12 protein-coding genes and 1 pseudogene are annotated in these 25,138 nt (G+C 58.5%); 6 read left to right on the top strand and 7 right to left on the bottom strand.

The window, feature by feature from the left end; genetic code table 11:
• Positions 1–10: 10 nt before the first annotated feature.
• The 4 genes from pheA to mtnA all read right to left on the bottom strand — a co-directional run bounded on the left by pheA (position 11) and on the right by mtnA (position 6,347).
• Positions 11–1,108 carry a prephenate dehydratase gene (pheA, locus tag CXK94_RS21715; RefSeq protein WP_037037134.1) on the bottom strand — a complete coding sequence of 366 codons (1,098 nt, stop codon included), beginning with the start codon at positions 1,106–1,108 and terminating at the stop codon, positions 11–13.
• Positions 1,108–2,193, bottom strand: a complete 1,086-nt coding sequence (gene serC, locus CXK94_RS21710) for a 3-phosphoserine/phosphohydroxythreonine transaminase (protein WP_102895826.1) — start codon at positions 2,191–2,193, stop codon at positions 1,108–1,110. Before serC ends, pheA begins: the two co-directional genes overlap by 1 nt.
• A 118-nt stretch (positions 2,194–2,311) precedes the next feature.
• Positions 2,312–5,122: a DNA gyrase subunit A gene (gene gyrA, locus CXK94_RS21705; RefSeq protein WP_102895825.1), complete on the bottom strand. Its 2,811-nt coding sequence runs from the start codon at positions 5,120–5,122 to the stop codon at positions 2,312–2,314.
• Positions 5,123–5,270: 148 nt separating this feature from the next.
• Positions 5,271–6,347 carry an S-methyl-5-thioribose-1-phosphate isomerase gene (mtnA, locus tag CXK94_RS21700; RefSeq protein ID WP_102895824.1) on the bottom strand — a complete coding sequence of 359 codons (1,077 nt, stop codon included), beginning with the start codon at positions 6,345–6,347 and terminating at the stop codon, positions 5,271–5,273.
• Positions 6,348–6,766: 419 nt separating this feature from the next.
• On the opposite strand from mtnA, the pseudogene CXK94_RS21695 reads away from it, so the two are divergent.
• Positions 6,767–7,285: pseudogene (locus tag CXK94_RS21695) on the top strand (tyrosine-type recombinase/integrase); the annotation flags it as partial.
• A gap of 294 nt (positions 7,286–7,579) precedes the next feature.
• Complete coding sequence (locus CXK94_RS21690) at positions 7,580–8,977, top strand: tyrosine-type recombinase/integrase (protein WP_049246601.1); 1,398 nt, start codon at positions 7,580–7,582, stop codon at positions 8,975–8,977.
• A gap of 232 nt (positions 8,978–9,209) precedes the next feature.
• Here CXK94_RS21690 and CXK94_RS21685 read toward each other — a convergent pair whose 3' ends face one another.
• Genes CXK94_RS21685 through CXK94_RS21675 form a run of 3 tightly spaced genes read right to left on the bottom strand, consistent with a single transcriptional unit; the run spans position 9,210 to position 12,830 of the window.
• Positions 9,210–11,153, bottom strand: coding sequence for a DUF3732 domain-containing protein (locus tag CXK94_RS21685; RefSeq protein WP_049246599.1), 1,944 nt, complete (start codon positions 11,151–11,153; stop codon positions 9,210–9,212).
• Positions 11,150–11,635 (bottom strand): three component ABC system middle component, encoded by a 486-nt coding sequence (locus CXK94_RS21680; protein ID WP_049246596.1) that lies wholly within the window; start codon positions 11,633–11,635, stop codon positions 11,150–11,152. Before CXK94_RS21680 ends, CXK94_RS21685 begins: the two co-directional genes overlap by 4 nt.
• A gap of 4 nt (positions 11,636–11,639) precedes the next feature.
• Positions 11,640–12,830 carry an ABC-three component system protein gene (locus CXK94_RS21675; RefSeq protein WP_162839019.1) on the bottom strand — a complete coding sequence of 397 codons (1,191 nt, stop codon included), beginning with the start codon at positions 12,828–12,830 and terminating at the stop codon, positions 11,640–11,642.
• Positions 12,831–13,501: 671 nt separating this feature from the next.
• On the opposite strand from CXK94_RS21675, the gene CXK94_RS21670 reads away from it, so the two are divergent.
• The 4 genes from CXK94_RS21670 to CXK94_RS21655 are packed head-to-tail and all read left to right on the top strand — an operon-like array spanning position 13,502 to position 24,426.
• The gene (locus CXK94_RS21670) at positions 13,502–15,247 is read left to right on the top strand and encodes an HsdM family class I SAM-dependent methyltransferase (protein ID WP_079385920.1); all 1,746 of its coding nucleotides are present in this window, start codon (positions 13,502–13,504) and stop codon (positions 15,245–15,247) included.
• 25 nt (positions 15,248–15,272) lie between these two features.
• Positions 15,273–18,011: a hypothetical protein gene (locus tag CXK94_RS21665; RefSeq protein WP_049247404.1), complete on the top strand. Its 2,739-nt coding sequence runs from the start codon at positions 15,273–15,275 to the stop codon at positions 18,009–18,011.
• Positions 18,012–18,024: 13 nt separating this feature from the next.
• Positions 18,025–22,218, top strand: coding sequence for a DEAD/DEAH box helicase (locus CXK94_RS21660; protein WP_049247405.1), 4,194 nt, complete (start codon positions 18,025–18,027; stop codon positions 22,216–22,218).
• A gap of 9 nt (positions 22,219–22,227) precedes the next feature.
• The gene (locus CXK94_RS21655) at positions 22,228–24,426 is read left to right on the top strand and encodes a hypothetical protein (protein WP_178382929.1); all 2,199 of its coding nucleotides are present in this window, start codon (positions 22,228–22,230) and stop codon (positions 24,424–24,426) included.
• Positions 24,427–25,138: the final 712 nt, after the last annotated feature.

Raw genomic sequence — 25,138 nt, 5'->3', positions numbered from 1 at the left:
CAGCTGCTTCTTAAAGTACCGCCTTCGGATAGGACCCCAGCACTTTCAGTGCCACGGCCTCCTGGCCGATCTTCTCCAGCACGTCCTTGATCAGCGGGTCCTGATGGTGGCCGAGGAAATCGATGAAGAACACGTAGGTCCACTTGCCACTGCGCGACGGCCGCGTTTCGATGCGGGTGAGGTCGATGCCATTGGCATGGAACGGCACCAGCAGCTCGTGCAGCGCGCCCGGCTTGTTGCGCATGGAGACGATGATCGAGGTCTTGTCGTCGCCGGTCGGCGGCACTTCCTGGTTGCCGATGATGAGAAAGCGCGTGGAATTGTCCGGGCGATCCTCGATCTTCTCCGCCAGCTTGGTCAGCCCGTAAAGCTGCGCCGCCATGTCGCCGGCGATGGCCGCCGAGTTCCACTCGCTCTTCACCCGCCTGGCGGCGTCGGCGTTGCTGGAGACCGCCACGCGCTCGACGTTCGGGTAGTGCGCATCCAGCCACTTGCGGCACTGGGCCAGGGACTGGGCATGGGAATAGATACGGGTGATGCGATCGGTCTTGGTCGTCTCGCCCACCAGCAGGTGGTGATGGATACGCAGTTCCACTTCGCCGCAGATCACGATGTCATGCTCGAGGAAGCTGTCCAGCGTGTGGTTGACCGCGCCTTCGGTGGAGTTCTCCACCGGCACCACGCCGAAGTTCACCGCCCCGGCGACCACCTCGCGGAACACTTCATCGATCGCTGCCATCGGCGTGCTGATCACCGCATGACCGAAATGCTTGAGCGCCGCCGCCTGGGAGAAGGTGCCCTCCGGGCCGAGATAGGCAATACGCAGCGGCTGCTCCAGCGCCAGGCAGGAGGACATGATCTCGCGGAACAGCCGCGCCATCTCCTCGTTGTCCAGCGGCCCCTTGTTCAGCTCCATGATGTGCTTGAGCACCCAGGCCTCGCGCTCGGGGCGATAGAACACCGCGGATTCGCCCTCGGCCAGCGCCGCGGTCTTGACCCGCGCGACGTCCTGGGCACAGCGCGCACGCTCGCTGATCAGCTCGAGGATCTTCTCATCGAGGCTGTCGATGCGAACGCGCAGCGCCTTCAGCTGATCAGCGTCGCTCATCAGCCGTGCTCCTTCTCGAACTCGGCCATGTAGGCCACCAGGGCTTCGACCGCATCCAGGCCGACCGCGTTGTAGATCGAGGCGCGCATGCCGCCGACCGAGCGATGGCCCTTGAGGTTCAACAGGCCGCGGGCATCGGCGCCGGCGAGGAAGGTCTTGTCCAGGCGCTCGTCGGCCAGGCGGAACGGCACGTTCATCCACGAGCGCGCATTGCTGGCGATCGGGTTGGTATAGAAGTCGCTGGCGTCGATGGCGCCGTAGAGCAGTTCCTTCTTGGCCCGGTTGCGTTGCTCCATGGCCGCCACGCCGCCCTGTTCCTTGAGCCACTCGAAGACCAGCCCGGAGAGATACCAGGAGAAGGTTGCCGGGGTGTTGTACATCGAGCCGTTGTCGGCCGCGACCTTGTAGTCGAGCATGGTCGGGCAGCTGGAACGCGCACGGCCGAGCAGATCCTCGCGGACGATGACCACCACCAGGCCGGAGGGGCCGATGTTCTTCTGCGCCCCGGCATAGATCAGGCCGAATTTCGAAACGTCGATCGAGCGCGACAGGATGTCCGAGGACATGTCGACCACCAGCGGCGTGTCGCCCAGCTCCGGGACCCAGTCGAACTGCAGGCCACCGATGGTCTCGTTGCTGGCGTAATGCAGATAGGCGGCGTTGTCACTCAGCCGCCATTCGTTCTGCCCGGGAATCGCGAAGTAATCGTAGGGCTTGGCGCTCGCCGCGACATTGACGTTGCCGAAACGACGCGCCTCCTCGATGCTCTTGCGCGACCAGATGCCGGTATCGACGTAGTCGGCGACGCCGTCCTCGGGCAGCAGGTTCAGCGGAATCTCGGCGAACTGCTGGCTGGCCCCACCCTGCAGGAACAGCACCTTGTAGTTCGACGGGATCGCCAGCAGCTCACGCAGGTCTTCCTCCGCCTTCTCGGCGATGGCGGTGTAGTCCTCGCTGCGGTGGCTCATCTCCATCACCGACAGGCCCTTGCCGTGCCAGTCGAGAAGCTCCGCCTGGGCGCGTTGAAGGACGGCTTCGGGAAGCGCAGCCGGACCGGCACAGAAGTTAAAAGCGCGTTTGCTCACTGCTGTTCTCTCTCGCTCTTGCTCGATATTGAAACCAGGAACCGAGCGGCCGGCGCCTTCGCCGACCGCCCTCCTACCGCCTGTCCGGCGCCCCTTCACATGGAGACGCCTATGCCAATCAGTCTTCGTCGTCGGTGGGCACGACATCCGGCGGCACGTCGCCGCCACCGCCGAGCAACTCGTCCTCGTTCGGCTCGGTGCTGACCACGGGCATCTCCTTCTCGAGCGCCTCCTCACCGAGCATGGCATCGATGTCTTCCAGCACCTCCTCTTCGGACGGCTCCTGCACCCGCTCCAGGCCAACCAGGTGTTCGCCCTTGGCCAGCTTGATGAGCGTCACGCCCTGGGTATTGCGGCCCAGCGAGGACACCTCGTCGACGCGGGTGCGCACCAGCGTGCCCTGGTCGGAGATCAGCATGATCTCCTCGCCTTCGAGTACCTGCACGGCACCGACCAGCGGGCCGTTGCGCTCGTTGGTCACCATGGCGATCACACCCTGGCCACCACGCCCGCGCCGCGGGAATTCGTCCATCGCCGTGCGCTTGCCATAGCCACGCACGGAGGCGGTGAGGATCTGCGCACCCGGCTCGGGAATCAGCATGGAAATGATCTGCTGCCCCTCGGGCAGGCGCATACCGCGCACGCCACGGGCGTTTCGGCCCATGATGCGAACCTTGCTTTCCTTGAAGCGGATCACCTTGCCACCGTCGGAGAACATCATCACTTCCTGGGCGCCATCGGTCACCGCCGCGGCGATCAGGGTGTCGCCCTCCTCCAGCTTCAGCGCGATGAGCCCGGAGGTGCGCGGCCGGCTGAACTGCACCAGCGGGGTCTTCTTCACCGTGCCGTTGGCGGTGGCCATGAAGATGTAGGCGCCGGTCGGCTCGTCCTTCTCGTCGCCGTCGGCCTCTTCGCCTTCGGCATCGTCGAGCTCGTCGTGCTCGATGACCTGCCCTTCGGCCTCTTCCAGCTCCTCGTCAGCGTCGGTCGCCTGCTTGCGCAGCGCCTCCAGGTCGACCTGGAGCATGGCGGTGATGCGCTCGCCCTCATCGAGCGGCAGCAGATTCACCAGCGGCCGGCCGCGCGAGGTACGCGAGGCCTCGGGAATCTCGTAGGTCTTGAGCCAGTACACCTTGCCCTTGCTGGAGAACAACAGCAGCGTGGTGTGGCTGTTGGCGACCAGCAGGTGTTCGACGTAATCCTCTTCCTTCACACCGGTGGCCGCCTTGCCGCGCCCGCCGCGGCGCTGCGCCTGATAGGCCGCCAGCGGCTGCGACTTGGCATAGCCGCCGTGGGAGATGGTGACGACGCGCTCTTCCTCGGTGATCAGGTCGGCCAGGGTCAGGTCCAGGCGCGATTCGAGAATCTCGGTGCGGCGCGCATCGCCGAAGTCGCGCTTGACGCCTTCGAGCTCTTCGCGGATGACTTCCATCAGACGCACCGGATTGGTCAGGATGCGGATCAGCTCGCCGATCTGGGTAAGGATTTCCTGGTATTCGCTGAGCAGCTTTTCATGCTCCAGCCCGGTCAGGCGGTGCAGGCGCAGATCGAGGATCGCCTGGGCCTGTTCCGGTGACAGGAAGTACTTGCCGTCGCGCAGGCCGTATTGCGGATCCAGGTTTTCCGGACGGCAGGCATCTGCCCCGGCGCGTTCGACCATCGCCTCGACCGCAGTCGACTCCCAGGCGGTGGAGATCAGCGCATCCTTCGCCTCGGCCGGCGTCGGCGAGGCCTTGATCAGCGCGATCACTGGGTCGATGTTGGACAACGCGACCGCCTGGCCCTCGAGGATGTGGCCACGCTCGCGCGCCTTGCGCAGTTCATAGACGGTACGTCGGGTGACGACTTCGCGGCGGTGGCGGACGAAGGCTTCCAGCAGTTCCTTGAGGTTCAGCGTGCGCGGCTGGCCGTCGACCAGTGCCACCACGTTGATGCCGAAGACGCTCTGCAACTGGGTCTGCGCGTAGAGGTTGTTGAGGATCACCTCCGGCACTTCGCCGCGGCGCAGCTCGATGACCACGCGCATGCCGTCCTTGTCGGACTCGTCGCGCAGCTCGGTGATGCCTTCGAGCTTCTTCTCCTTGACCAGCTCGGCGATCTTCTCGATCAGCCGCGCCTTGTTCAGCTGGTAGGGCAGCTCGGTGATGACGATCTGCTGGCGGCCGCCGACCTTGTCGATGTCCTCGATATCGGCGCGCGCACGGATGTAGATGCGCCCGCGACCGGTGCGGTAGGCCTCGATGATGCCAGCACGGCCGTTGATGATGCCCGCGGTGGGGAAGTCCGGGCCGGGGATGAACTGCATCAGTTCGTCGATGCCGATATCGGGATTCTCGATCAGCGCCAGGCAGCCATCGATGACCTCGCCGAGGTTGTGCGGCGGGATGTTGGTCGCCATGCCCACGGCGATACCGCTGGAGCCGTTGACCAGCAGGTTGGGGATCTTGGTCGGCATGACCGCCGGGATCTGCTCGGTACCGTCGTAGTTGGGCACCCAGTCGACGGTTTCCTTGTCCAGGTCGGCCAGCAGCTCGTGCGCCAGCTTGGCCATGCGCACTTCGGTGTAACGCATCGCCGCGGCGCTGTCGCCATCGACCGAACCGAAGTTGCCCTGGCCGTCGACCAGCAGGTAGCGCAGCGAGAACGGCTGTGCCATGCGCACGATGGTGTCGTAGACCGCCGAGTCGCCGTGGGGGTGGTATTTACCGATCACGTCGCCGACCACACGGGCGGATTTCTTGTACGGCTTGTTCCAGTCGTTGCCCAGCTCGCTCATGGCGAACAGTACGCGACGGTGTACCGGTTTCAGGCCATCGCGCGCATCCGGTAGCGCACGGCCGATGATCACGCTCATGGCGTAATCAAGGTAGGACTGCTTGAGCTCGTCTTCGATATTGACCGGGAGGATTTCTTTGGCCAGTTCGCCCATGGAAGCCTGGTTCCTTATAGTCAGCAGGGTCCTGCGATAAGCGCGGGATGGTAACACAGACGGCAGCGTTAAGCTGAGTGTCGCGCCGAGGAAAGGCCGCCTCGGACGCTCCTTCCTCGCATGTCATATACCCGGGAGCGACAGGGGGTCAGTGCAGGCGCTTGCGGTTCATCAATTCGGCCATCTTCGTCGCGCTGGGGCGTTCGACCACGCCTTTCTCGGTGATGATGGCATCGATCAGATCGGCCGGTGTCACGTCGAACACCGGGTTGAATGCCTCGACATCAGCCGCGTAGCGTTGTCCGTTGACCTCTAGCAGCTCGCTGCCGGCCCGTTCTTCGATGGGGATCTCTTCGCCGCTTTCCAAGCCCATGTCGATCGTCGAACTCGGCGCCACCACCATGAAGCGCACACCATGATGCATGGCGAGCACGGCCAACTGATACGTACCGATCTTGTTCGCCACATCGCCATTGGCTGTGATTCGATCGGCACCGACGATGACCCAGGAGATGCCGCGCGCCCTCATCAAGTGGGCGGCAGCGGAATCGACATTCAGCGTCGTCGGCACTCCATCGCCGAGCAGCTCCCAGGCGGTCAACCGTGAGCCCTGCAGCCAGGGGCGGGTCTCGTCCACGTAGACCCGCTCCACCAGCCCCTCCAGATGCGCCGCACGGATGACCCCGAGCGCAGTCCCGAAACCGCCGGTAGCCAATGCGCCGGTATTGCAATGCGTGAGCAGGTTCTGCGGATTGCCTTGGTACCTGCGAATGAGGTCGACACCGAACTGCGCCATCGCCAAATTGGCTTCGCGATCGCTGTCGTGAATGGAAATGGCCTGAGCCTCCAGGACAACGTACGGATCTTCGCCGGGCTTGAGGCGCTCGAGGCGCTCACGCATCTGATTCAAGGCCCAGAACAAATTGACCGCCGTCGGGCGGGAGTCGGCCAGCACCCGGAAGTCCTCCTCCAGCGCCTGACGCCACTCCCCGCCAGCCGCGAGTCGGGCACGCACTGCCAGCACCAATCCATAAGCTGCACTGATCCCAATGGCCGGCGCGCCACGCACGACCATATCCCTGATCGCGCCAGCCACCTCGGCGGCAGAGCCGTAACTGTGCCAAACCTCTTCGATTGGCAGCTTGCGCTGATCCAGCAAGCTCAACCGTCCCGCCAGCCAGTCGATCGACTTCACCTTCTCCGCCGCCAGCAAACGCTCGCGCATGGCTATTTCCTCTCTCAGGCATCACCCAGACTCACACCAGGCAAGCATCCACACTACGATAAATACACGCATGAAAAAGCCCGGCCGTTTCCGAACCGGGCTTCTTTCCCTATCGATTTGGCCGGGACGGAGCGACTGGCCCCTTCGCCCCCGTACCGCAGAGTGGGCGGCAAATTACTGAATTTCCTGGCGCGAGTAAAGGCACCCTTCACCGCGCGCCAACCGCATCCCGTTCCGGTGATTTGGGGCGCATGAACCACCTTCTGGCCACTCTCTTCAGGTCCAGATACAGGTTGCAAAAGGCTTCAACAGCTCTCCCGGGTAGAATCCAGCCCACCACTACCCAATCCCCGAGAGCTCATCAAGCAACTTCGCACCCATCGCTATGCTCCCCAGGCGGGACTGGGATCCCGGTATCGGAGTTGGACATCAGCATGCTCCTGATTCCTTCGGGCTTCGGCGGCAGGAACAAGGGATCGGGGTGAAGAACAGAGAGAAACGGCTGGTCGTGCTGAACACGGTGGCCAAATCGGTCATCGAGGGGCAACGTGGCCTGGATCCAGTCGGGGTATTCCCGTATGGAACCGCCCGACAGGAACGGCAAGGCGACACCGGTTCATCGGATGAACGATTCGGCCTGGAAGAAGGCCCGGATCAGGGCGGCGAAGAAGTACCAGGAACATTTCCTACGACCGGCACCGAAGGGATTCGCCTCGCTCCGCATCCACGACCTGAAGCACACCTTCAGGAGAAGAGGGTTTCGGGCAGCTGGTGTCACCGAGGAAGACAGACGGGCCCTGCTGGACCACAAGAACGTCAGCATCACCAGTCACTACTCGGCGACAGAGCTGGGAAAACTGATCGATGAGGCCAACCAGATTTCGGCTACCGACTCGCGCGGGCCGGCCCTGACGATACTGAGGAGGAAGGCAGGATGAAATATCCCTGAAACGAAAAAGGCCAGTCGTTACCGAACTGGCCTAAGTCGTTGAGGTATATGGTCGGGACGGAGTGATTCGAACACTCTACCCCTTGCACCCCATGCGCTTAATTGATGGATTTCCATAGATCATCATAGACATCCACAAACAACGCAAAACCTAGAAATTACGGGGCTTTCAGGCTATTTTACCTTCCCATAGCGTCCACTATCGTCCACCACCAGCCAAGCGTTTCGGTGGCACAAAAGTGGCACAAAATTCAGGCGTGAAGAATTTTACGAAGGGTAGAGAGTGGCCAAGCTGACGATAAAACAACTAGAGGCCTTCACGGCTGAAGATCACGGAAAGGTCTTCCGAGAGGATGGTGGACTGGTTGCCGAGGTGCGAGCTGGCGTGCGCGGAGTCACGGTTCAGTTCAGCTATGAATTCAAGCTGGATGGCTCCAGAACCCGAAAGCGGCTGGGCAGCTGGCCGAAGAAAAGCTTGGTGCAAATCCGATCTGAGCGAGACGAAGCCCGGACCCTTGTTACGAAAGGCTTGCACCCTACTCTTGCCGCCAAAGCAGCGCGGATCGAGGCACAAGCTGCGGTTGCCGCCACTATTGCTGAGGCTGAGCGTGAAGCTGCGGAAAACAAAACAGTGGCAGATCTGTTTGACGAATGGATACGCGACGGCGTCTCTCGGCAGGATGGCAATGCTGAACTGATCCGCAGCTTCAAAAAAGACGTACTCCCCCTCATTGGCAAGAAGCCGCTTCGCAGCCTGACAGAGAAAGATTTACTCACCGTCCTACGCTCAGTCAAAGCGCGCGGCCTGAACCGTACCGTCGTGATCCGCAGCAAGGACATCGGCCAGATGCTGCGTTGGGGAGAAAAACGTAAGCCGTGGCGCACCCTGATGGCGGACGGCAATCCTGCCGACCTGATCGACGTGAGCAAGCTGCTGGATCACGACTACGAAGAACAGCGCGACCGACTGCTTTCGCCGGATGAGATTCGCGAGCTGCGTGACATCTTCGAGCGCCTGGAGCGTGATTACGAGGCCTTACCCGCCGGCCAAAAATACTCCGGCATCCGTCCAGTTAATCTGCGCGTGCAATGCGCCGTATGGATCTGCCTAAGCACCCTCTGCCGCATCGGCGAACTGCTCAAATCGGAATGGCGCCACGTGGATCTGGAGAAAGGCACTTGGTTCATCCCGGCCGAAGCGACCAAGGGGCATAAGGGTAAACGCCAGGATCACCACGTCTTTCTCTCAGCTTTTGCGCTTGAGCAGTTCAAGCGGCTGCACAAAGAAACTAGCGATACACCGTTCTGCTTCCCCAGCAAGGATGGCAAAAACCACGTCGACACCAAGACGGTCAGCAAGCTCATCGGAGACCGGCAGTGTCGCTTCAAGGACCGCAGCAAGCCCCTAGCGGGTCGCCATCATGACGACTCGTTAGTACTGAGCAATGGTGCCAAAGGTGAATGGACTCCACATGACTTGCGCCGAACTGGCGCGACCATGATGCAAGAGCTGGGGGTAACACTGGAGATCATTGATCGCTGCCAGAACCACTTACTCGGAGGATCCAAAGTGCGTCGGCATTATTTACATCACGACTATGCAAAGGAAAAAACTGAGGCCTGGCGGCTTCTTGGGGAAAGATTAGAGGCGATCCTACCAGCGATACCTTACGCTGAATAATCAGCTATTCAGTTAGCCAAGAACCAGTCCATATCAGCTCCTGCAACCGCCAACACTCATTCAGCCGAATTCTTCCGCCCTTCAGCTGAGCAGAGGCATCTCTGCCCTTTTAACAATTGGTCGGGAGCTGTTCTCTCACCGACAGTCATTACCGACCAAATGTTTACAGTCGAGGATGATATGAACAAAGTACCTACAGCCCAAGGAGGCTGGGTGCCTCTGCTAGTAGTACTCAAAGGCTGCTCTCTCTCTTCGGCCAGTCCAGAGGGATCAAGGCATCCCCGGATAGCTTGTTCCACCTCATACGGGTAGCCGCCACATATCGGGGATCATCACCGAAATACGCATGTTCAATCAGCAGAACCTGCAGGTCATTTTGCTCAGCGGTAGCTTTGAATAGAAAATCCAGGTGCCGACGCATCGCCAGGACTTCCTCATTTTCTCCAATGCTTGCCTCGTCTTCCCCCCGCTGTGGGTAGTAGGGCCGGCTGATCTGATCGAACACCAGAAAGCCAGGTACCGGTGCCTTGATCATCCCGAGATATTTTTGCAGGGCGAAAGATAGCGCGATGTGGATAGCAAGGTAGTTTTCATCCGATCCAGCATCGGGTAGCCGTAATACCGTCTCAGTATCCTTCTCAATAATCGCGATGGCCGGTGGTTTGGAGGAGAACTCCAAATCAGCCTCAATGCATGGTTCGACCGTGGGCAACGATGCGAATGCATCAGACAGATATTGCGAAACTTTTCGTTCGGCGCGTGTGAGCAGCACATGTTTGGCATCGTTATCGATGAGCGCCTCCAGCTCTTCAATCTGCTCGCGCAGGACGTCCAAGTCAGGGCCTGGAAGCGGCGTCGCCGGGTTCATTTCCAGGAACTGCGAAACCTTGCCCATCAGGTGCGCGTGATACTGAGCTAGGTCATCCATTTCCTTGGCTTCGTCGCTTTGCCTAATCCAGGTTTTTATGCGCTCATCGACGCCCTTGAGCTTTTCATTAAGCCTCGCGAGCTCCAACTGCAGTGACCCCTCGTGATCCACAAGACGAGGTCGTACATTCTCAACAGCTACGCTTTCAGAGCGGACGATCTTCATTGATTGGCGGATGGCTTGGGCTGCAGCGATCCCACGCTCACTAGGCGTTTCACACAGAGGGCAAGCGTGGGCCACTGGCTGAAGATGCTCTGCAATTTTCAGCTTCTCGTATTGCCGCCGCACCGCCCCCTCAAAACCCGTCATTTCCTGAAGTGCCGCTTGTGTCGCTCGCGAGCTGCGCCTCGCATTTTCGATATCGCTGAGCAGGCTACGCCGCTGTGTATGGAGACTAGAAAGTTCGCTCTCGTTCGGGTTCTGCCCGCTCCTGTCAATCTTCAGCCGCTTGACCCTCAATAATGCGTCTTGAAGATCAGTTTCTGAAGCATCATCGGGTGGGAGGTCACACAAACCACAACGATGGGCATCCATCAGCAAGCGCATTGCATGCTTTTTGTAATCGCTACCTTCGGCCTGACGAACCCGAAGCTGACGCTCCTCCCGATCAAGCCGCTTGCGCAGGTCGCGTAGCCGACGCTCCTGGATCACTGTGTCTTGAGTAACGACGCCGAGGAAGTATGGCATCGTCTCAATAATGGCTGGTGCTTCGTCGGCCTGATCCAAACCATGAAGTAAAGCGGTCTCGTTGTAGATCACGTCTTTGGGGACGAACATGTAAGCAGTTGCATGGCGCACCGTCGGCCGCCATTTTCGGGCACTGCTTTCGTTTGAAGCGTCTGCTACCCCGCCAATACCAAACGCTCGTTCGATAAAGGATTTGCCCGCCTGAAGGGTTGTCGCGCCTTCAAACTCCGTCAACGACGTTGGGATTGGGAGGTTACGCCCGCTGCTGACAAACATCTTGGTGCTGGTGTCTTGTCCCAGAGGTGGAATGACCCGCCCCGTGATCATCTGCGCATCACCCAATACCCATTTTACGCCCACAGCGATACTGTGGCGTTTCACATGGGCAGCAAGCTCACAGACCTTCGATCCCAAGCAATAGTCGATGGCTTTGATCAGCGTCGACTTACCGGTTCCCGACGCACCGGTGATGATGTTTACCTCGCCAAGCTTCAAGTCGAGAATACGAACGCGGCCGCCCTCGCCCAAAAAGAAGATGCTTGAAATGTTCCAACGGCTCATAGCTCAAGCCCCATAAGGTTGAATACCGTCCTTGTTGAGCCCGCCAGGGCAAACCAATGACCAATTCGGTCGATGTTGTCGAAAATTTTCTGAGTATCCTGCGTGAGCTGTACCCTGAGATGCTTGGGTAGAGACGAGGCGCCTGGGGCTACTTTGCCCTCGGTAGTAATGACCAATAAATTGCTGAAACAGGCAAACCTGACCGCCTCCGTAACGATGTCCAACGACCCATTCACCCGATCAGCGAGACGAATCTGAATAACGGGACTGCGACGCATCCACTCCAATAATCCGGTCTTGCGATTTGTGTGATCGAACGTTGAAGTCAGGTCTCCGGACAACGCTAAAGGCAGAGCGGCGTAACACAACGTGATATCTGGCACTGATCCACTTCGGGTGCGATAAGCTCGGACGAAAGCGGCCAGCAGACAAGCGCAATAAGCCGGATTTGTTTCGGCAAAAATGTCATGAGCAATACCCATCGCTCTAATCCTTGAGAAGCTTCAGGTAGTCTGCGTGCCAGCCCACATGAAGGTCGATTGCAAGCACTTGGTAAGTGCCTTGTACGTAGTAATGAGCGCTCCAGCCATGAGCGATGGGCTCTACTTGGTTTGGAGCGAGCTCATGAGTCCAGCGCAGAAGCTCTAATCCCTTTGCTTCTACCTGAGCCGGTTCAAGGTCAGCGCAATCCTCCACCATCTGAGTATGGCGATCAGACCAGCGTTCGGTGAGCACGCTGTCATAGCTCGCGATTGTCGAGCGCATTCGCGGATTATTGTTGATCCAGCTGGACCGCTGCTCTTTGGCCCGCCATTGAGCGCGGATAGCCTTAGCGATATCCGAAGCTCTCCCGTTCACAAGCTCAATTTGGCGGGTCAGCATTCCATCGGGCTCGTAGTCCTCAGGCTGCGTAAAGTTCGTGAACTCAGCAACCAGTGTTCCATCCTCCAAATCCGCGATGATGGAGGATATTTGCTGCTCCATTTCGCTACGCTGAATGACTCGTTCGCGCTTCCCACACAAGCTGAATACAACTTGCTGATCCCACCACTGCAGTAGGCGCTCCGCTGCCTGCTGCCGTTGCAGGCGAGGAATGATATGCAACCGCCTGGCAACCTCAGCAGGTATTTGTCCGATGGTCCTGCTGTCTTGTTGAATAATCACTCGACGCAACAGGCTCAACCTAGCGCTGGGTTCAAGTTTAAGAAAAGCATCGCACCCTGGCCCCCGAGCAGTATGTGGAAGCTTGATACCCGCCTCCTTAGCCTTGGCCCGCTCGGCAATTACGCGATCGGCTTCCTCTTCCATCGCCAGCAGCAGGGCTTGGCGGTCACTGTTCGGATCGCACAAAGCGGCTAGCGGCGAATCAACTGGTACCTTGCCAACTGAAACAAGGTGGAACGTAGTATCTGCGAGGGAAACAAGAGGCAGGACGTCGATCCAGACCTTGATGGTTTTCCAGAACGCTACGGATCCGAGAGTGACTGCGGGAGGATTGCTCTGAATAGAATGCTTGAGCTGAAACAGCAGGCTTTGTCCGTTGACCTTTAGCTCCACATCGTCTAATCGCTCCACCGCTACAGCGGCCTCGCTAGTCATCTGCGAAATGAGAGTCAGTAACGCAAACTGGCTCTGAAAATAAAAACCAAGCGCTGCCGCTGTCGCTTCATGAAGCACGTTTGTTCCAGTGTTATCTGTCAACCTCTCCAGCGCCTCCCTCTGCTGCGTTTGATTCAAACTACTGCACTGAAAATGGTAACAGAGTGCCATCAGCGAATGCAGCCTAGACACACACTGAACCGTCCAGGGAACTCACTCATCGGTGCGCTATACCTCCAGCTTGGCCAGGCAGAAAGCGCCAAATCCGGATCAGTAGGGGCAGCCAATCAGAATAGGTAATAGCACCATCGCCTGGATGCGAGAATCCGATAGCCTGGCGGCCACCACCCGTTCCATTGCAACCATACCCAACGGTTCTGCCGCCCGGTGGTCAGGCGAACGCGCGGAGTTCCAACGCACAACTGCCTCTCAACCTAAGGACATCAAACAAATAGCCTGTTCTCGCCCACATTTCGTGATCTAATACCCATCCTGTATCAGACACCCGGCGAATGCATCAAAGGTCGACCAACATCGGCACCTGGATCCACCACTCACAAAGTGAAGACGAGCGAGCAAAGTGGGACAAGCTCTAAATCTCCCTTATCGGCTGCCACCTCTCAAACCAGGATTTCTGATTAAAGGCCACGGAAGAAGCTCAAGTAGAGCCATCTGAAGCAAGGAACGGAACGGATGAGCCAGAAGGCAAACGATACTCAACCTATCAGGATAGACTGAGGTTGGGTTTGATGACACCTCCATCGAAACGGTCTATCAAGCGACATATTCAAACCCTCGGTTTATTGGCTCATCGGTATAATGCCGATGCAGCTACGCTCGTAGGGACGATTTTGCACCTATGGTGCAAAATTGAGTGTCCCGCTCTTCCTAAATCGTCCCTACCTTACTCAGAGGCGTTGGCTTCCAGGCAGGAAATCGTCACATTCGTCGCAGTGCTGAGCCAGCTCGGCTTCCTCGACGCCACGTACTGGCTCAGCTCGTCCTATGCGATGCTTACCGAAGAAGGCTATCGCAAGAAGCTGGCAATGTTCTTTACGCCTGTGTCGCTAACGAAAGGACTGCTCGACGACTTAGCCGACCAAGGTACCGATTTTGGACGCCTTTCCTTCATGGATCCAGCCTGCGGAGGGGCGGCGTTCCTGGCCCCGATCGCACTTCGCATGCGAGCAGCATTGGTGGCCGAAGGGCTACCTCCTCTCAGGTTGCTCAAGCATGTCGAGGAGCACCTCTACGGCACCGATTTAGACAAAACGTTGTGCGAGCTATCCAAGCACTTTCTGTGTATGGCTCTGCACGCCGAAATTCAAGAGACAGGCTATATCCCAACATTCAACGTTCAAAATGTGAACTCACTAACCGAGCTGTCCACCAACTTAGGCAAGATCGACGTCGTTGTCTGCAACCCCCCATACCGTAAGATGAGGGCCGAGGAGCTTGAACCTTTGCGGGCCACCTATTCGGACGTTATCGAAGCACAACCTAACCTTTATTGCTTGTTTATCACTCTCTGCGTGCGTCTTCTGCGTAACGGCGGACGTGCTGCGCTCGTCACACCGACTAGCTTTCTTTCTGGCCAATACTTTAGCCGATTACGCCAATTCCTAATACGCAACACCGACATTGAACACATTGGCATGATCAGCGATCGAAAAGGCGTATTTATCGATGTCGAGCAAGAAACCGCGATGACCATCTTGCATCGACGCGCCGAAGAGGATCGCATGCAGGTTCGAGCTAACGTTTCGGTGGTGTCTGCCACAGGCCAATATAGAAGTGTTGGCGAATGTCTGCTTCCAAACGCCGGAGCTGTATGGCCCATTCCGCGCTCTACCGAAGACGTAATTCTTGTAAAAACCATCAGCTCGTTCAAGTTTCGTCTAACGGATTATGGCTACAGAGTGCGTATCGGGGCCTATGTCTGGAACCGCGACAAACGACCTAAGTTCGAGTCGCTTCGGGATGCGCAGGAGGCAGGTGCTTACACAGCCATTCCACTGCTGTGGTCAAGAGATATTATTGCCGGAGGAATTGTCCAGCCAGAAGTTATCTCCACCTACAACGGCGAGCACCGCTTTGTTGATATTGGCAATAAGAAGTGCCTATCGGTGATTAAATCTCCTTGTGTGGTAATGCAGCGAGTGACATCGAATGACCAACCCCGCCGCCTCGTCGCCGCTGCTGTATCACCGTCTATTTTTACTACATACGGCGGCTTTATCGGTGAAAATCACGTAGTGATCGTTGAGCAAGTAACTGATAAACCAGCGTTACCTCCAACGAAGTTGGCAGAGCTCCTAAGCACATATGCGGTGGATCGCTATTTCCGGTGTATTTCTGGGGCCACCAACGTCTCAGTTTTCGAGCTAAGCCAACTTTCGCTACCAGATCCGATAGTGCTTAAAGAGGCTCTGATTAATGGGAGCACCTTGGATCAAGCTGTGAATGACTCCTTTCAACTTATATCTAAGAGTTGAATAGACAAGGCCAGGAGGGCTGCTAATGAGCCATTTCAAATCTATAGCAGAACGCTTGGCAGACCAAGCCAAAGCCCGAGAGAAGCTCTCGGAACTCGCGCGCAAGATTTCGGCACGAAAATTTGATTCTAAGCAGCAAACGCCAAAGCCCAACACTGTTGCGCCTGCACCGCTTTTACCTATTGTCTCTGGGGAGCCGAGCATACCGCGTCCGTGGGCTCATGTACGCGCTGGAAGCGCACATGTGGATTATCAATTGAGATCGACTGATGAGTTTATTGCTCAACAACCGTGGACGAATGAGCTCGTTAGTACACTGCTAAGTGCCGCAGACGAAGGAGGCATCACCCTTTGCTTGATCTGGCCGTCCAAAATGACTTCATTACCTGTCTTACATGCTCTGGCCAACATCGAGCGAGTATTTGCTACGGACTTACGTGGACTTCGGACCCTAATGTACCCCGCCACTCACGCGTGCCGAACCTCTCTTCATAGCGTGCTCGTAGAAAAAACGCAGCTGAGCGATTTCTTCCGAACCCTGTGGGCGGTTCAACCCAACGGATCCGTTTCTCAAGTGAGTAGCACTACGTCGCCGGCTTTTCTCGCTGCGCTGAACGCTATTAACGATATTCGAAACTATCACCCTGAGCTACCTAACCCATCGCTCGCTGAACTTGTTCCAACCTTCGTTTTCGATCCCGCCAAACGTGCCTGGACAACGACAGTTACCAACCCACTCGAACGGACTCTGTCAAAAGTTGATCGCCTCGCAAACCGGCGTGACCTTCGTCAGAAGGTCAGCTCCGAGTGGAGTGAGCCAGACAAGGCACCAGGCGCACTGATGGCCATGCACTACATGGCCAGAAAGGGGGCGTGGCGAACCGCGCTCACCACGCCCGCGTTAAAGGGCCAGGGGCGCCCGGAACTCTTGCTACTCGACGCCACCAGCGCCGCTAACAATACGAGCTCTTCTGCCGTCAAGCGTATCCCTGATTTCTTGCTCTTCACACGCGAGAATGGCTTCGCAGATACCGGGGCAGTTATTGTTACAGACGACCCGAAGACGTTTTTCATCCTTCAAGCACGGCTCAGTAAATTCAAGCTGACATTCTCTACAAAGGAGTGGGCCGTTGAAACCAGCGATGTACTGCTCTCAGCGCATCCCGTTGCTCCAGATTGGGTACCGGCTCAGCGCAGCAGCTCGAATTTCAATGTGAGCATCGTTGACCGGGACGCCTCCCAGCTCGCGCTAGCATTCCAACGTCTGACTGCGTCAGCAGGCAGTGAGGAGAGCCCGGTCTATCAGGCACTACTCGACGCCTGTCTGTACGTCCTACGCCTGTCGAACATGCCAGCGGGATACACCGACCTGACGACTGCGTCGGCGGAAGCCGGCGAAGGCGACTACGGCAGCCAGCAGAATGCCTGGACGCCCGTGAAGCTCAAACTCGCTGCGGCACTGGACTCCGGCGCGCTAAATAAGGTGCGCGATGCCGTTGAACGAGCCATCGCCCGAGCCGAAAAGCTCATCGACGACTGGAACGATGCCACTCCGATGGCGTCACGCGTGCTGGCCGAAGTACAAAAGCATGCAGTTGCCGACCGACAGGGCATCTCGCTGGTGCTGCCGAACAACCGATATGTGCTGCTGGCACAACGTTTTCTCAAGCGGAAACTAGAAGCGGATTGGGCGGCAGCCGACGAGCGCATCGAGTGGCACACGTTGTCCACCGTTGGCAAGACGCTAGCCAGCGACCGTACGGGTAAGCATTTCACCTTCGTTGGCATCAATCCCGACGTGCTACGCATTCTGATAACGCATCCAGAAATGCCGCACGGCTCAGCCGTGCTCGTAGCCTATCGCCAGGCCGAATCAACCCTCACGACGCTCACCAGCATTAAGGAAGTGAGGGCGTTCAAGGCCTACCGGGACCGAATCAACCTGTTGGCGCAGGAACTCGAGCGACGCCTCGCAGACGTGCCAAATCCTCTGGTCATCGGCAAGTTGCGGGAGATGTCCCTCACCTTCAAGTTTGAAGACAACAGCCAGAGCGGCGAGCAGGCATATTACAAGTTTGAACTGGAAGGAGGCGGTAGGTCGTACGCCGCCGGATGGGTCTACCGTCACATGCCTGATGAAGACCCGCCGTTCCGCCGCGCTGCCGCTAGCGCCATTCAGCCCGGCGACTTCATCTTCGACATGAGCGACGAATTGCGCGCCAAGCTGGAGTCGTCACTGCAGATGAACAATGAAGACGTCAGCTCTGTGGTGGACCCTGTCCGCATGCTGCTCAAGCTTTACCACGACGACGTACAACGGCGCTGCGCGTTGATGTTCACTTCCACGAAGCGCTCTGCGTTGGCGCGCGAGATTCACGCCAAGATGGTTGAGCTGGACCCCAAAGCGGCGGACTGTCGGCCTGGTCGCGTGTATTACTGGCTGGCCCTGCAGGCGAAGGACGACACGCGGCCCCATGCTGCCCAAGATTCCAAGTATTTCAAAGTCTTCTGCAAGGCCTTGGGTATCACCGACGAGGCTGCTGAGCAGCACTGGGGCTTCGTTCGCAATGCGCGGCGTTTGAACCAGTGCCTGGGGCGAGAACTGGTCGCCCGATACGCCGAGATTCTTTTCCAGCCCGAGAGCGCGGCGACGTATCGTAAGGTACCCGAAGACGTCATCCGGCAGTTACAGCAAGAGGCGTTACGCTGCATCTATCGCGTCGAACACATCGTGCCTCCGCCGGCGCGCGTGATCACAAGCTAGAAGGGAGAGACAAGTGCCCATCCTCAGTAAGAACCCCCGCGACATTCATCCGGCCTACAAGGAGGCGGTGGTCGACAGCCTACTCAACGGGCTTTCGGCGCGACTGGCTGGCCGCGGTGACTTCTACAAGGTCATCTATGCAGCCAAACCCAGCGCGGCGCTGATGTCCGAATTCATCGTGCCGATGCCAGCCGAAGAGCGCGGCGGCGACGAGGAAGCGGATCCCATCCGTATCAGCGCGCATGGCATGGACTTCCAGATCCGTTCGGCGGCCACGGATACCACGCTGGGCGTTTCGGTGATGGGTGCCGTGTACGTCCGCATTCTCCCAACCGAGGATGATGTGAAGCCTGGGGGTAGGCTGGAAGCCACGTTCCCGCTGACCCGGGAGGCCCGCGCCGACATCCGTAGCAAGGTCAAGGACGCGCTGGGCAAGCTCGCCACTGAGCTGTCAGGCGGCAAGACGCACCCAGAGTGGGCCACGAGGAGCTATGACGCTCGCAAGGCCGTGTACGAGTCAATGGGCTTGCCGTTCGACAACCAGCTAGACCGCACTCCGGCAGAGGAAGACGCCGAGGCAGAGGACACAGACGCTGAAAATGGCGAGAACGGGGAAATACGTCCCGCTCAAGAGGTTGCCGTTAGCCTGTCCACGCCAGACGACTTGGCGGACGATATCCCTCCCCCGCCGAAGTGGCTCAGACTCGATCTTACCCTGCCCTCCTTCGAGTTCACACCGGCGACTGCCGAAGCAGATGCCAAGACGGCAACTGATGAGCTGAATAAGGCTATCGCCAAGCAGCTCGCGGACTGGGCGGCCAACTCGGACCCGGAAAACGGTGGGAAGCTGTGGGGATATCGCCGAGCACGAGTCCGGCCATCCGACGTGCGCAATTGGAAAAGCTTTCTGGAACGGGTACGCGCCTCGGCCCTGGCGGTCATCGTGCCGCAGATTGAGCTGCGCTGGGTCGTTCAAGCTCTACCCGATCCCGTCGATGCAACGCGCATGACAGTCCACTTGGCGCTGGAGAATTGGACCGCGCCGCTCACCAATACCAACTTCAAGGAGCTGGAACCCTCGCTCTTCCAGGTACAGGTGACCGCCTCGGTGCCGGCTGCTGACCACCAGTTCCTCCACTTGGACCGGGTCAGACCGTCCTACCGGTACAACAAGTACCTCAAGTACCCCGCACTGGGGTTCAACGGCGGCGTCACTCTGGCCGTCGACGGCGCGCAGCACCGACTGACCACAACATGGGCGCCGCGTTACGTGCTGCCTCGAATTATCCCCACCGATGGCACCGTTGAACGTAACATCTCAAAACTGTCGCAACCCGACTGCCTGGCTAGCCTGAAGCCGCTCATCACGGCCTACGAGGATTGGCTGACCGAGGTCGAAACGCATCCGGTGGACCAAGGCCTCAACGGGCCGAAAGCCGCCGAGCAACTGGCGGCCGAGAAGGAGAAGCTGCACTCGGACCTCGCGGCCTGGCGCAGTGAGCTGGGAGCCATCCGGTGCGGTCTGGACATTTTGGAGAAGTCGCGCGCAAATTGGAGTGGGCCTGGCGTCCAGAAGTCGCCACTTGGCATCCCATTCGAGGCATGGGTGTCGATGAATACCGCCATGGCCAAGGTAGGCAAGTCGAAGGGCTATGACGAGTGGAGGCTGTTCCAGCTCGCGTTCATCTTGGCGTCTGTCCCCGCTTTCGCGACGCGCATCTCCGAGTTCCATAGCTTCTACACTCCCGACGTTGCTCAGCATGCTAACGCCGTGACGCTGCTGTACTTCTCAACCGGTGGTGGCAAGTCCGAAGCCTTTCTGGGCCTGCTCGCATTCGTGCTCTTCCTCGACCGCCTCAGGGGCAAGCATCGGGGCGTGTCGGCACTAATGCGCTACCCGCTGCGCCTACTCACCCTGCAGCAAGCACGCCGCACCTTCACCACGATGGGCGCCGCTGAAGAGGTTCGCCACTCCCGCGGGTATCCAGGCGAGCCGTTCTCGCTCGGATTCTGGGTGGGCGGCAGCAACACGCCAAATTGGCACTCCGAGGACGGCTACAGCGAAGTTCCTTCCGACGCCGAAGTTCCCCCTAACACAGAGGCCAAGCACAAGGACGTTCAACCCTACAAAAGCGCCCGCGAGCGCTGGCTAAAGCTATCGACGTGCCCGTTTTGTGGCAACAAGGACGGTAGCCTACTGGCGCTGCGCCGTCACTCGGGCACTGGTGCGAACGCGATGGGGCACTATTGCACTGCGCCAAAGGAGAAATGCTCCTGGAATGCTCGCTTCGCCACTCCCACGCCGTTGCCCTTCTACATCGTCGACGAAGATATCTACGACCTAGCTCCGTCGGTCCTTCTAGGCACAGTCGATAAGCTCGCCGCCATCGGCCAGTCGCAAGGGACTATCCGCAAGTTCTTCGGCATGTTCGGTTTGGCTCCGCTGGTTGAGACCGGCAGTGAGCGTTTGTATGTGCCGATAAAGCCCAAGGACTGGGATGGCCACCCGGGCGCCGGAACGCGCGCATTGTTTCCGTCCTTTGCGTCTGGAGAGAAGCGATTCTTTGACCCTTTTCCCTCCCTTCTGATTCAGGACGAGGCGCACCTGCTCGACGAATCCCTGGGGACGTTCTCCGGACTCTTTGAGTCTGCTTTGGAGGCCGCACTTGACCAGCTTGCGCCATTACTGAAGGGACAGCTGTCGTGTGAGCCCGACTCGTCGGTGCGCCGAAGAATCAAGGTCATCGCCGCATCGGCCACGGTCAGCGAGCCACAGCGCCAAATGGCCAACCTCTACCAGCGAGACAACACCATTCAGTTCCCATACCCGGGACCAACCCTATACGACTCGTTCTACGCAACGCCCTTACCACCCGACGCTACACCGGACGATATCGAACGCGCAGCCATCCCCGTCGATAACGTGGAATTGCGCAGCCACTGGGCGCGCGTCTACGCCTCAGTCCTTACCAATGGGCACCGCCACACCGTTGCGATGGCCTCTGTGCTCGGGCACTACCACGTGATGCTTACTCGGCTGTACGAGCGCCTGCGCAGCGAGGATCCGACTATGGAAGAGGCCGCGCGTGCCGAGCTGATTCGATGGGTATCGCCTGGCCCTCTGCAGGCGCAGTTTGTTCGTTTGCTTACCAATGCGGACGCCGCGACGCTGCTCACGCTGGTGGACCTGCACCGCATCGCCCTGACCTATGTCACCAACAAGAAGGGTGGCGACCAGGTCATTGATACCGAGAAGGTCCAGTTCGAGAAGCTTCACCACACCGAGGGTTATACTGACCAGGCCTTGAGTTCGGAGCTCATCTCAGGCGCGGTGTCCGCCGCTGACATCCAGGACATCGTCCGGCGCGCAGAGACCCGCGTTGGCATCAACAAGCCATTCCCGGAGCTGAACAACACCCTTCGATCGGTCATCGCTACCTCTGCCATCTCGCATGGTGTCGACGTAGAAGAGTTCAATGCAATGTTTTTCGCGGGCATCCCGTCAGACATCGCGGAGTACATTCAGGCATCGTCGCGCGTGGGTCGCACACACGTGGGCTTCTCGTTGTTGGTGCCGGTGCCGCAGCGGTATCGGGACCGCTTCGTGCTAGAGATTCACGACATTTTCCACCGGTTTCTTGAGCGGATGATTTTGCCGGCCGCGGTTGACCGATGGGCCGAGAAAGCCCTCGTGCGGGTGATGCCTAGCTTCTTCCAGGAGTACGTATGCGGCATGAACGCCATCGAGCACCTATGCGCATCAGACGACGATAAAAAGCGCAACAGCCCTACGTTTGCGATGGCACCCGACGTGCGTGACTTCCTTGCAGTGCCAGCAAACATGAAGGCCACCGAGGCTTTCATGGAGAAGGCCCTCGGTCTGTCCTTCTCTCCTTCGCCGGAGGGTAAAAACTACTACCGCTCGCTGCTCAAGGAGCAGCTCACACACTACCAACAGGACCTTGGCGTCGACCGGCTCGTCAACGGCACTCGCTTGGTCCAGTTCTTTGCAGCGAGGAACAGCCTGCTACGTCCGATGACATCGTTGCGCGATGTGGACCAACCTGGCCTCATCCATGAGTCCAGCACCGACGCGTCATACAAGCGCGTAGCCGACGGAATGACGGCTCGTGCGATGACTTTCATTCGGCGAGGCTCCGGCGCCGACATCGACTCGACGGATAACGCTACGGAGTCGCGGAGCTGAGGGAGAAGCATGATGGCCAAAGCCAAAACGATGAACCGCTCTCGCAATCAACTTGCGACGGCCTACGCACCAGAAAGCTTTTTCACCTTTGAAGGAGGGATGGGCGCGTGTATCGCTCGCTCATCGGCCGGTGAACCCATTCAGCTGTCGGATTCAACTATGGACCTAGTGTTCGAACGAATGAACGAACTGGGACGCGCCTGGTTCGATGCCGCCTCGTCCGCACGCGATGGTGATCCAACGAAACCACGCATCCTGCCCGCGCAATGCGTCTATGAGGCCTTGCTTGACCCTACAAAAACGGAGTTCCAGCTACCGGGGCAGGACCGCTTCTATCTATGCAGACCTTCGCACATGGAGTACACCCCGGCGCCATTGACGTTCGTGTGTCGCACCTGCGGGATGTTCCAGGACTATGAGACCCTTGCCGAGCTGGACAAGGACCTGGGGAACCTTACGCCCGAGCACTGCCCCAACCCGAAAAACAAGGGCCAATGCGACTGGGATCAGTTGGATGTCATCTTCGTACACTGGTCTGGCCATTGGGAGGCGGCCTTCCCGGGCCAATGGCATTGGAGCGACCGCGATGCCAAGGTCGTCAAGCGCCGCGACAACTGCGTCTGCGGGAGCTATCTGTTCAAATTAAATCGGCGCTCCGCTGGTATTGGCGATTGGTTCTTCGAATGCGCCGCCTGCGACAAGCCCCTGTCACCTAAGTGGCTACAGAACGACCGCGACACCTTGCGCATCCTCGGCCCCGCGATGGGCCCGGATCGGTTGACCGAAGTGCGGATGCAGGCAACGCCTTATCGCGCATCGAGCGCGTATTACGTCAAGTCAGACCTGTTCATAGACTTCAAGGACGGCAGCCAGCAGCTGCTAACTCGACTGCGTCCAGGGCGGGAGGCGGAGCTCAAGGACTTCGTCGCGAAGCAATATGGCTTTGCTGCGCAGCCCATCACGGACGAGGATGTGCAGAAGGCATGCGCAGGCAATCCGGAATGTGTCAAGGACTTGGCGGACTACCTGGCAGCTGTGGAACAGATTCGTACACTTGAGGGGTTCGCCGAACCGATGCGTACAACGCTCAATGGTGCCATCGAGATGGCTTACACCAGTCGGCAGCGGATTCTGGAGGATCTTCGCCGACGACAAATCTTGCTTCCCAAGGTTGATCTTCCAGTGGCAGTTGTCTCGAATCTTCGAAACAGGCAGTCGGCGTTCGCATCCAAGTTCGACCCTTTCCGCCTTGCCATCGAGCATGCGGCGCTGAAGAGCACGCGCCTGGACGTGGAGACGCGGACCAACGGGAAAAAACCATATGTATCCTTCACGCGGCTGGACGAAGACCTGGCGCCAGAAGACAAAGACAAGACGGAACAGTTACAAAGCAACACGCGCGCCTTGTTCGACAAGCTGGGCCTGGATGACATGGGGCTCATCCGCGAGTTCGACCTGTGCCGCTTTAGCTTCGGCTATTCGCGGATGGAGCCGACGCCAATCCTGCGGGAGAAGCGTGGTATGGACATGCCAGTTCGCCTCAACCTATTCCCGCCAGTGAAGCAAAACGACAGCTATAGGTTCCCCGTTTACGTAGTGCAGCAGGGCAACGAGGCCATCTATGTGCGGCTCAAGGAAGAACTCGTTCTCGAATGGCTACTCAGCTTAAATTGCCCAGACATGTTCACGCTGAATCCGGGCGAGAGGATTGGTGCAGGCCTGTTGGGGGCTGCTCAGTCGATGAGTCCTTTCCTGGACAACCTGCCAGAAACCACGGCGCCGCCGGTCTACTTCTATCTGTACACCCTGCTCCACAGCTACTCGCACCTTCTGATGAAACACGTGTCGGAGTATTCCGGCTTGGATCTGGGCTCATTGGGCGAATACATCTTCCCGGCTGACCTGGCGTTCGTTGTCTACCGCAATGGCACGACTATGGACCTGGGTAACCTCTCAGCTCTTTGGCGCAATGCTGGCACGGAAATGCTGACCGCCATGTTGAGTTCTAAGGCAACGCAGTGCGGGACGGGATCACTGTGTACTGAGCGCGGAGGCTCCTGTCCAGACTGCGTGATGATGCCGGAGACGTCCTGCGTTGCTGGCAACAAGCTGCTGTCGCGGTCGGTCCTGCGATCGATTGGTGGCAAGCCTCGTCTCGATAAACGAGGAGCGCCGATTCGGGGTTACTTGGACATGGTTAAGCTGTAGGTGTCGATGGTGTTACAGCCTTCTGCCTCGACGCCCCGTCTCATTCCATCGGTCTTCCGATGCGTTATCCAGGTGTCCAAGCTAGCCCCCTGGAAATCTCTGCAACCCGCCCTCGATCCTCCAGCCAGCCACATGGTGTCCACTTATCTTGTTGGACACCTTTTACCCCCTCGCGGAGGCCTTCCGTGCCAGGCCAACACCGTCCTAGATCCTCAAGGCGCAGTCTTCGGGGGGCTCAGCCTGCTACCGTCCTCGGCTGCCGGCATGGCCTTGAGCTACGGCATCAGCACTAATCTCCTGCACAAATGGATTCGTCGTAGCAGGCACAGCTGGCCGCCGTTCCCTTCGACTTCATACTGAGCCTGCCAGCTATTCCCTGTACGTTCGATATCGGCTTCTGAAGCGACTTTAATACCGTTAGGACCGGCTGAGCTTTAGCACAGCATGAGCTCCACGCCCAACTTCGCCAACGAGATTTAACCAAGTTTCAGACCTGAATCATTTAAGGGAAGACGGGTGCGTATTGCCCTCTTCAGCCCTTCCCTTCTCAGGAGCCTGAACGATGTCGATTAACTGCCCTTCCTGGTAAGCGTCCAGCCAAGTCATCTTCCGAAGCTGTATCACATGGTGCACGGGTAGGCTGTATCACATGCTGCACGCCTACTCTGTATCACACGCTGCACGCATAAAAATCAGTGCGAGACTATTACGG

The sequence above is a fragment of the Stutzerimonas stutzeri genome (assembly GCF_002890915.1).
In the GTDB taxonomy this organism is placed as follows: Bacteria; Pseudomonadota; Gammaproteobacteria; order Pseudomonadales; family Pseudomonadaceae; genus Stutzerimonas; species Stutzerimonas stutzeri_AF.
Note: the sequence above shows the minus strand (reverse complement) of the source record. Positions and strands in the feature narration are given on the sequence as shown.